Annotated in this window: 8 protein-coding genes and 1 pseudogene; 7 read left to right on the top strand and 2 right to left on the bottom strand. The window is 68.1% G+C overall.

All coding sequences use genetic code 11. The features are described from left to right. Positions 1-191: pseudogene (locus tag VGE49_RS13980) on the bottom strand (cell envelope biogenesis protein OmpA); the annotation flags it as partial. A 262-nt stretch (positions 192-453) separates the two neighbouring features. Between VGE49_RS13980 and VGE49_RS13975 the strand changes: the two are divergent. From VGE49_RS13975 to VGE49_RS13945, 7 genes are all read left to right on the top strand, one after another. Beyond that, positions 454-1,776 (top strand): glycosyltransferase family 4 protein, encoded by a 1,323-nt coding sequence (locus VGE49_RS13975; RefSeq protein WP_331035148.1) that lies wholly within the window; start codon positions 454-456, stop codon positions 1,774-1,776. A gap of 1 nt (position 1,777) precedes the next feature. After that, positions 1,778-2,701 (top strand): sulfate adenylyltransferase subunit CysD, encoded by a 924-nt coding sequence (gene cysD, locus VGE49_RS13970; RefSeq protein ID WP_331035147.1) that lies wholly within the window; start codon positions 1,778-1,780, stop codon positions 2,699-2,701. After that, positions 2,701-4,539: an adenylyl-sulfate kinase gene (gene cysC / locus VGE49_RS13965; RefSeq protein ID WP_331035146.1), complete on the top strand. Its 1,839-nt coding sequence runs from the start codon at positions 2,701-2,703 to the stop codon at positions 4,537-4,539. The genes cysD and cysC overlap by 1 nt, the downstream gene beginning before the upstream one ends. Positions 4,540-4,719: 180 nt before the next feature. After that, positions 4,720-5,493 carry an ABC transporter permease gene (locus VGE49_RS13960; protein WP_331035145.1) on the top strand — a complete coding sequence of 258 codons (774 nt, stop codon included), beginning with the start codon at positions 4,720-4,722 and terminating at the stop codon, positions 5,491-5,493. Positions 5,494-5,533: 40 nt separating this feature from the next. After that, positions 5,534-6,697 (top strand): KpsE/RkpR family capsule polysaccharide export protein, encoded by a 1,164-nt coding sequence (locus tag VGE49_RS13955; protein ID WP_331035144.1) that lies wholly within the window; start codon positions 5,534-5,536, stop codon positions 6,695-6,697. Beyond that, complete coding sequence (locus tag VGE49_RS13950; RefSeq protein WP_331035143.1) at positions 6,697-7,368, top strand: ABC transporter ATP-binding protein; 672 nt, start codon at positions 6,697-6,699, stop codon at positions 7,366-7,368. The genes VGE49_RS13955 and VGE49_RS13950 overlap by 1 nt, the downstream gene beginning before the upstream one ends. Then, the gene (locus VGE49_RS13945) at positions 7,365-8,243 is read left to right on the top strand and encodes a hypothetical protein (RefSeq protein ID WP_331035142.1); all 879 of its coding nucleotides are present in this window, start codon (positions 7,365-7,367) and stop codon (positions 8,241-8,243) included. Before VGE49_RS13950 ends, VGE49_RS13945 begins: the two co-directional genes overlap by 4 nt. Here the strand turns inward: VGE49_RS13945 and rfbB are convergent. Further along, entirely contained in the window at positions 8,240-9,289 is a 1,050-nt protein-coding gene (gene rfbB / locus VGE49_RS13940; protein WP_331035141.1) for a dTDP-glucose 4,6-dehydratase, read from the bottom strand. The two genes, VGE49_RS13945 and rfbB, sit on opposite strands and share 4 nt — an antisense overlap. Positions 9,290-9,299: the final 10 nt, after the last annotated feature.

Here is a 9,299-nt window from a genome sequence, read left to right as displayed (position 1 = left end):
AGGCGGGCGAAGGCGGCCCAGCCGTCGTTCACTTCCCAGTTCCAGTTGGAGCTGTTGGTCGACGATTCGGTGTTGATGTCGTCGATGATGTGATAGCCGGCGTCGATCGCGCCGTACCAGCCATCCGGCTCAGCCGAAGCGGCGCCCGCCGACAGGGCCAGAGCCGCCGCCGCGCTGGATGCCAGGATCAAACTCTTGACGCGCATAGATGCGGCCCTCCGAGATCTGTTGTTCGAGGACGACGGATACGTCGCCTACCTCACTCCCTATCAGCGTTGCCGTGGGTGGTCGAGCGGCAAACGCCCGTTTTACCGAAGGTTGCAACACACCGTGGCCGGAGGGCTACAGGGTTTAACGGCGCCTTAAGATCAATTGACGCCCCGGTTTATGCGCTTGACCTGCCTCCCCGCCTGTCGTCCACATCCCCGCGAACGTTCGGCCCCTCAGGATTTCATGACTTCTATCTGCATCGACGGCTTCAACCTGGCTCTGGCCAAGGGAACCGGCATCGCCACCTACGGCCGCAACCTGCTGGAAGGCGCCCGCTCGATCGGCTTCGGAACCCAGGTCCTCTACGGCCCCGCCGCGCGTCGGCGCGACGACAACCTGCTGAACGAGACCGCCCTGGTCGACGCCGAGCGTCCGCCGCAGCGACTGAACCGCAAGCAGAAGGTCCAGCGTTTCGCCGACACCTTCGCCTCGCGCTATGGGCGCACCGCCCACTCCATCCTGCCGTCGGGCGAGGTCATCTGGCCGACGCGGTCGGGCGGACGCCCCGCCGCCGACCGTTTCTGGGCCGCGCGCGACCTGTTCAGCCACGCCAACCGCTGCTTCGCCGCCTACGGCAAGGAGACTCCGGTTTCGTTCGAGGCCACGGCCGACGCCCCCGCCCCGGACGTCATGCACTGGACCGCGACCCTGCCGCTGCACGCGCGCAAGGCTCCCAACATCTACACCATCCACGACCTGATCCCGCTGCGCCTGCCGCACACCACCCTGGACGACAAGGCGACCTATCGGGCGCTGTGCGACGCCATCGCCCGCCGCGCCGACCACATCGCCGTGGTCTCGGAGACGACCCGCCAGGACGTCATCCGCCTGCTGGGCGTCAGCGAGGACCGCGTCACCAACACCTATCAGGCCGTCAGCCTGCCCGAGAAGCTGACCTCGCGCAGCCAGGCCGATGTCTCGCTGGAACTGGAAGGCGTCTTCAACCTGGGATGGAAGGACTACTTCCTGCATTTCGGCGCCATCGAGCCGAAGAAGAACCTGGGGCGAGTCGTCGAGGCCTATCTGGCTTCGGGCAGCCAGACCCCCCTGGTCATCATCGGCGGCCGAGCCTGGCTGGACGAGGGCGAGACCGCCCTGCTGAATCAGGTGAAGCGCGACGGCGGCCCCAGCGCCGACCGCATCCGCCAGTATGAATACATGCCCTTCTCCATGCTGATCAGCCTGATCCGGGGGGCCAAGGCGACGCTGTTCCCGTCGCTCTATGAAGGCTTCGGCCTGCCGGTGCTGGAATCCATGGCTCTGTCGACGGCGGTGCTGACCTCGACCGGCGGTTCGCTGCCGGAGGTCGCCGGCGACGCGGCGGTGATCGTCGATCCCTACGACGTCCAGGCCATCACCCGCGGCATCCAGGCGCTGGACGCCGACGAAGGCCTGCGCCTGGACCTGCAGACGCGCGGCGTGCTTCAGGCCGGAAAGTTCACGCCCGAGGCCTATCAGGCTCGCCTGAAGGATCTCTACAGCAAGGTCGGGGTGACGGCCGCCTGACATGACGACCGCCGCCCCCGCCTCCGAACGAGTGACGCACCTGCAACGGCTCGAGGCCGAGAGCATCCACATCCTGCGCGAGGTGGCGGCCGAATGCGCCCGCCCGGTCCTGCTCTATTCCATCGGCAAGGATTCGGCGGCCCTGCTGCATCTGGCGCGCAAGGCCTTCTATCCGGCCCCCCCGCCCTTCCCGTTGCTGCATGTCGACACGACGTGGAAGTTCCGCGCCATGTACGACCTGCGCGACCGGATGGCGGCCGAGAGCGGCGCGCGGCTGATCGTGCACCACAATCCCGAGGCCCAGGCCCAGGGCATCAACCCCTTCGACCACGGCTCGGCGGTCCACACCGACATGTGGAAGACGCAAGGCCTGAAGCAGGCGCTGGACCTTCACGGCTTCGACGCCGCCATCGGCGGGGCGCGCCGCGACGAGGAGGCCAGCCGCGCCAAGGAACGCATCTTCTCCTTCCGCGGCCCCGGTCATCGCTGGGACCCGCGCCGCCAGCGCCCCGAGTTGTGGAGCCTCTACAACGCCCGCGTCGCGCCCGGCGAAAGCATGCGGGTCTTCCCCCTGTCCAACTGGACCGAGATGGACGTGTGGGAATATGTCGCCCTGGAGAACATCCCCGTCGTGGACCTCTATTTCGCGGCCAAGCGCCCCGTGGTCCGGCGCGACGGCGCCCTGATCGTGGTCGATGACGAGCGGATGCGGCTGAACCCCGGCGAGACGCCCGAAATGATGTCGGTGCGGTTCCGCACCCTGGGCTGCTACCCCCTGTCCGGCGCCGTCGAGAGCCAAGCTGACACCCTGGAGGCCGTCATCGCGGAGATGCGCGCCTCGCGCAGTTCCGAACGCCAGGGCCGGCTGATCGACCGCGACCAGGCCGGGTCGATGGAGAAGAAGAAGCAGGAGGGCTATTTCTGATGACCTCCACGACGCTTCAGCGCGACACCCTGCGCTTCATCACCTGCGGCTCGGTGGACGACGGCAAGTCGACCCTGATCGGCCGTCTGCTGCATGACGCGGGCGCCGTGCCCGACGATCAGGTCGCGGCCCTGCGCGACGCCGACGGGCGGCTGGACTTCTCGCTTCTGGTCGACGGCCTTCTGGCCGAGCGCGAACAGGGCATCACCATCGACGTGGCCTATCGCTACTTCTCGACGCCGCGCCGCCAGTTCATCGTCGCCGACACCCCCGGCCACGAGCAGTACACCCGCAACATGGCCACCGGCGCCTCGACCGCCGACGCCGCCGTGGTCCTGATCGACGCGCGCAAGGGCGTGCTGACCCAGACGCGACGGCACAGCCACATCGTCTCCCTGCTGGGCGTGCGCCACGTCATCCTGGCCGTGACCAAGATGGACATGGTGGCCTGGTCGCAGGACGTGTTCGACGCCATCGCCGCCGACTATCTCGCCTTCGCCGAGGCCGCCGGCCTGCCGACGCCTGTCGTCATTCCCGTCTCAGGCGTCAACGGCGACAACCTCGTCCGCCATGGCGAGGCGGCCGAGTGGTACACGGGCCCGACCCTGCTCGATGTGTTGGAGACCCTCCCCTCCGCCGCCGCAACCGCCCGCCCCTTCCGCATGGCCGTTCAGGGCGTCGCCCGCCCTAACCTTGACTTCCGCGGCTATGCGGGCCGCATCAGCAGCGGCGTCGTGGCGGTGGGCGACGCCGTCGCCGTCTCGCCCTCGGGCGTACGATCGCGCGTGGAAAGGATCGTCGTCATGGGCGGCGACCTGCAGAGGGCGCTGGCCGGCCAGTCCGTCACCCTGACCTTCACCGACGAGATCGACGTGACGCGCGGCGACGTCCTGGCCGCCGCCGACGCGCCGCTGGAGGCCGCCGACCAGTTCGAGGCCACCCTCGTCTGGATGGCCGAGGCCGAACTGATCCCGGGTCGGGTCTATGACCTGAAGATCGGCGCCCGCACCGTCGCCGCCCAGATCACCGACATCCGCCACCGGGTAAACGTCAACACCCAGGAAAAGCTGTCGGCGCGCACTCTGGCGCTGAACGACATCGGCGTCTGCCATCTGTCGCTGGGTCAGGACGTGGCCTTTGAGCCCTATGAGGTCGATCGTGAACTGGGGGGCTTCATCCTGATCGACCGGCTGACGCGCGCCACGGTCGGCGCCGGGATGATCCGCTTCGCCCTGCGACGCGCCCACAACATCCATCGCCAGGTCATCAAGGTGGACCGCGATCAACGGGCGGCGCTGAAGGGTCAGAAGGCCGCCGTCGTCTGGCTGACCGGCCTGTCCGGGTCGGGCAAGTCCACCATCGCCAATCTGGTCGAGGAGAGGCTGACCGACGAAGGGCGCCACGCCTATCTGATCGACGGCGACAACCTGCGCCACGGCCTCAGCCGCGACCTGGGCTTCACCGAGGCCGATCGGGTCGAGAACATCCGCCGCGCGGCCGAGGTGGCGCGCATGATGGCCGACGCCGGGCTGATCGTGCTGGTGTCGCTGATCTCGCCTTTCCGGGCCGAGCGCCGCATGGTGCGCGAGATGATGCCGGACGGCGAATTCCTCGAGGTCTTCGTCGACGCCCCTCTGGAGGTGGTGGAGGCGCGCGACCTCAAGGGCCTCTACGCCAAGGCCCGTCGCGGCGAGATCGCCAACTTCACCGGCGTCAGCAGCCCCTATGAAGCCCCGCTGGAGCCGGACCTGCACTTGCGGACCGATCACATGACCCCGGAGGCCGCGGCCGAGGCCGTGGTCGCCCGCCTGCGCGCCGACCTGCGGCTGGTCGGGTAGTTTCTCGCCCCGGTCAACCGATCGGCGGCGCTCGAAAGCACCGCAGGAGTTTCGTCCGGCTCAAGGCGAGATCGCTTGCGCTTGCGACGACGCAAACTATGGTCGCGGCGTGATCCGGCCCATGCTAGAGCCTGTTTCACGATAGATATTTCTCGCGCTCGGCGCGCCTCAAATGCCCTGATGTTCGAACCCATCGTCCGCCATTTCAGAATCGTCGGCGCGCTCATCATGCGCGAGATGGCGACGCGTTTCGGGCGCGAAGGACTGGGCTTCGCCTGGGTCGTCGGCGAACCGCTGATCTTCTGCTTCGGCGTCCTGATCCTGTGGACCGTCACCAAGCCGGCCTACGAACACGGCGTTCGCATCGCGCCCTTCGTGATGACCGGCTACATGGCGCTGATCCTCAGCCGCCACATGATCGGCCTGCTGGGCGGCGCGCTCCAGGCCAACCTTGGCCTGCTCTACCATCGCCAGATCGCGCCGCTGCATATCTTCGGCGCGCGCATCCTGCTGGAGCTGGGCGGCGCGACCGCCGCCTTCTTCATCGTCTATGTGGTGCTGTTCTGCCTCAAGCAGGTCGGCCTGCCTCACAACTACCTGCTGCTCTACGCCGGCTGGTTCCTGCTGGCCTGGGTCTCCTGCGGCTTCGCCCTTATTCTCACTGGCCTGGCCATGCGCTATGAGACCTTCGAACGGGTCGTCGGCCTGATCAGCTACATCCTGATCCCGGTGTCAGGCGTCTTCTTCATGGTGGCGTGGCTGCCGCCGGGGATTCGGGACATCTATCTCTATGTCCCCTTCCCGCACGGGGTGGAGATGATCCGGGCAGGCGTATTCGGGGAATTCGTTCCGACCTACTACCATCCGCTCTACGCGCTCGCGGTGGGCTCTGTTTTCAACATACTGGGCCTGCTGCTGATCGCAGGCGCCAGGGACCGTATTTCGGTTGAATAGAGACGTCGTCCGACAATGAATCACATCACCCAGAAGACGAATGGCTGACACCAACCTGACCTATATCGGCGCGGCGGACGAGCCGCGCGCCGCCCGTCCGGCCAAACGTTCGTGGCGCAAGCGTCTGCCGCTGGGCTTCCTGATCGTGGTCGGGATTCCGACCCTTGTCGGCGGGATATATTACGGGCTGCTCGCCTCGCCGCGCTATGTCTCGGAATCCCATTTCGTGGTGCGTTCGGCCAGCTCGACCCAGCCGACCGGCCTGGGCATCGCGCTGCAGGGCGTCGGCCTGTCCAGCGGCATGAACGACGCCTTCGCCGTGCATGAGTACATGACGTCGCGCGACAGCCTGAAAACCCTTCAGTCGCGCTTCAACCTGAAGGCCATGCTGGCCAGGCCCGGGACCGACTGGTTCTCGCGCTCGCCGCGCCCCTGGGAGGGCCAGAGCGAAGAAACCCTCTACAAGGGGTTCCAGCGTTTCCTGACGGTCGGCTATGACGCCACCTCGGGCATCAGCACCCTGCGGGTCGAGGCGTTCAGCGCCAAGGACGCCCAGACCATCAACGCCGCCATGCTCGACAGCGGCGAAGCCCTGGTCAACCGCCTCAACGAACGCTCGGCCGCCAATGCCGTGCGCGACGCCCGAGTGTCCTACGAACAGGCTCGCGCCGAGGTCGCCGCCTCGCAGCAGGCCCTGACCACCCTGCGCAACAGCGCCCAGTTCATCGACCCGCGCGCCGCCGTGACCGAGTCGACCGAGGTCATCAGCGGTCTGCTGGTGACGATCGCCCAGCTGCGCGCCGACCGCGCCCAGTTGGCGGCCGAGGCGCCGTCCAGCCCGCAACTGCCCATCCTCGACAGCCGCATCGCGGCCTATGAGCGTCAGGTCGCGGAAGCCCGCGCCAAGATCACCGGCACCGCCTCGTCGCTGGCCCCCAAGGTCGGCGTCTATGAGGAGCTGACGATGCGCCGCGAGATCGCGGACAAGGTCATGGCCCAGGCCACCGCCGCCCTGCTGACCGCCGAACAGGACGCCCGTCGCCAGAAGCTCTACCTGGAGCGCATCGTCGCCCCCAGCGAGCCGGACAAGCCGACCGAGCCGAAACGCTGGCTGGCCCTGCTGACCGTCTTCGCCTCGTCGCTGCTGGTTTACGCCGTGGGCTGGCTCGTCTGGGCCGGCGTGCGGGAGCACAGGCAGGACTGATGCAGACTCCCGAGGCTCCGGGCCTGCGCGTCATCAACGTCGGGAAGACCTATCACGGGGCTCCCAAGCCCCTGTTCCGGAACATCAACTTCGACCTGGGCAAGTCAGGGCGACTGGCGATCCTGGGCCGCAACGGTCAGGGCAAGTCGACCCTGATCAAGATGCTGGGCGGCGTCCTGCCCGAAACCGAAGGTCGGATCGAATGGCGGATGTCGTCGTCGTGGCCCATCGGCTTCGGCGGCGGCTTCCAGGGCAGCCTGTCGGGACTGGACAACGTCCGCTTCCTCGCCCGTCTGTATGACCGCGACTACCATGACATGCTGGCGCGGGTGGACGACTTCGCCGAACTGGGCAAGGCGCTGCGGGACCCGGTCAAGCACTACTCGTCGGGGATGCGCGCGCGCCTGGCCTTCGGCCTGTCGCTGGCCATCGAGTTCGACTGCTACCTGATCGACGAACTGGTGGCCGTGGGCGACGCCCGCTTCCAGCGCAAGTGCCAGGAAGCCCTGTTCGAGCATCGCGCCCACCGCGCCTTCCTGATGGCGTCTCACGACACCCACCTGATCGCCACCTACTGCGAACGCGCCCTGATCATCGAGGGCGGCCAGGCCAAGGTGTTCGACGACATCGACGAGGCGGTCGAGGTCTATACTTGGTTGCGCGCCGCGTGAGTCAGCCTGCCCGTTTGAACGCCCGCTGGATCGTCGTGCCGCCCTTCCAGCATGATGTCCTCTGGCGCGATGCCGTGGCGGCCGCCGTCGCCGAGGCTGGTCTGCGCCTTCACGATCTGGACGCCGCGCCCGAAGGCGCGCCTCTGGACGACCCCCGGGCGATCATCCTGACCGCGGATGCGAATCAGGCCGTCGCGGCCGGCGTCGCCGCTGATGCGCTCGCCGGCCTGATCGCCGGACCGGGCCTGCGCCTGAACGGAGACGAGGCGCCCGAGGCCCTGCCGCCGCATATCGCGGTCCTGACCGACCTGATGGGACGCATCGCCCTGCTGCCTCCAACGCGCGTGTTCCGCAGCGCCGACTTCGTCGCCGGGCCGATCGAGGTCCTGCCTGGCCTACCGCTGCATCGGCCCGCGCTCCCGCGCGCCCTCGCCCTGTCGCCCCGGCTTGAGGCGGTGCGCCAGGCTGTCGCCCTGCTCGACCCCGCATATCCCCAGGCGACCTGGGCGCCGGCTCTGTTCAACTATCATTCCCGGGTCGTGCCCGGCGGCGCCTGCGGCGAGCTGGATCTGACCGGACGTCCGCGCTTCATGATCACCGGCCCCTACATCACCATGCCCGCAGGGCGCTGGCGGGCCACCTATCGCCTGACCTTCGACGCCAAGGGCAGTCGTCCGCGCTTCCGCGTCGACTGGGGCGGTCAGACGGACTTCATCTCCGAGGAATTCACACCCGGTCGACCCGGCGTGTTCGAGATCGTCCAGGACTACGACTGGACCGAACCCGCGCCTTGCGAGCTGCGGGTGTTGGTTCTGGAAGGCGTGTTCGACGGCCGCATGACCTTCAGCGGCGCCCGGATCGAGCGGGTCGGCTAGAGCCTTCCGAGGCGCGCCAGCCCTTTCGGATCGGCGATCAGCGGCGCCCACCAGGCCTCGTTGTCGAGATACCAGCGCACCGTCCGTTCCAGTCCCTCGTCGAAGCCGACCTGCGGCCCCCAGCCCAGTTCCTCGCGGATCAGGGCGGCGTCGATGGCGTAGCGGCGGTCGTGGCCGGGACGGTCCTCGACCATCTGGATTCGGTCCGCATGGGAACGGCCGTCCGCGGCGGGTCGCAACCGATCCAGCACGGCGCACAGGGCCCGGACCAGTTGCAGGTTGGTGCGCTCGGCGTCGCCGCCGACCGCGTAGGTCCGACCGGGCGCCCCGCGCTCCAGGATGTCGGCCAGGGCGCGGGCGTGATCCTCGACAAACAGCCAGTCGCGCACGTTCCCGCCGTCGCCATAGACCGGCAGGCTCTCGCCGCGCAGGGCGCGCAGGATCATGGTCGGGATCAGCTTCTCGGGAAACTGACGCGCGCCGTAGTTGTTCGAACAGTTGCTGATGATCGTCGGCAGGCCGAACGTATGCCCCCAAGCCCGGACCAGATGGTCGGACGCCGCCTTGGACGCCGCATAGGGCGAGCGCGGATCATAAGGACTGGCTTCCGAAAACCGGCCTTCATCACCCAGCGAGCCGAACACCTCGTCGGTCGAGACGTGCAGGAATCGGAAGGCGTCGGCCGCCTCTCCCGACAGACCGCGCCACGTCGCCAGGGCCTGGTCCAGCAGCACCTGCGTCCCCACGACATTGGTGCGCACGAAGACGGCGGGGCCGTCGATCGAGCGGTCGACATGGGTCTCGGCGGCCAGATGGGCCACGGCCTCGGGGCGGAAGTCGGCGACGACGGCGGCGACCGCGACCGGATCGGCGATGTCGGCGCGCACGAAGCTGTAGGCGGGATCGCCTTCGAGTTCAGCCAAGGAGGCGGCGACCCCGGCGTAGGTCAGCAGGTCCAGCACGCGGACCTCATGGCCCCGCGCCAGCAGTTCGCGCGTCAGGGCCGAGCCGATGAAGCCGGCGCCGCCGGTCAGCAATATCCGCACGCTCAACTCC

Origin of the sequence: Brevundimonas sp. (assembly GCF_036405315.1) — a bacterium.
Taxonomy (GTDB): Bacteria; Pseudomonadota; Alphaproteobacteria; order Caulobacterales; family Caulobacteraceae; genus Brevundimonas.
The sequence above is the reverse complement of the archived record's forward strand: the minus strand, read 5'-3'. Positions and strand labels throughout refer to the sequence as shown.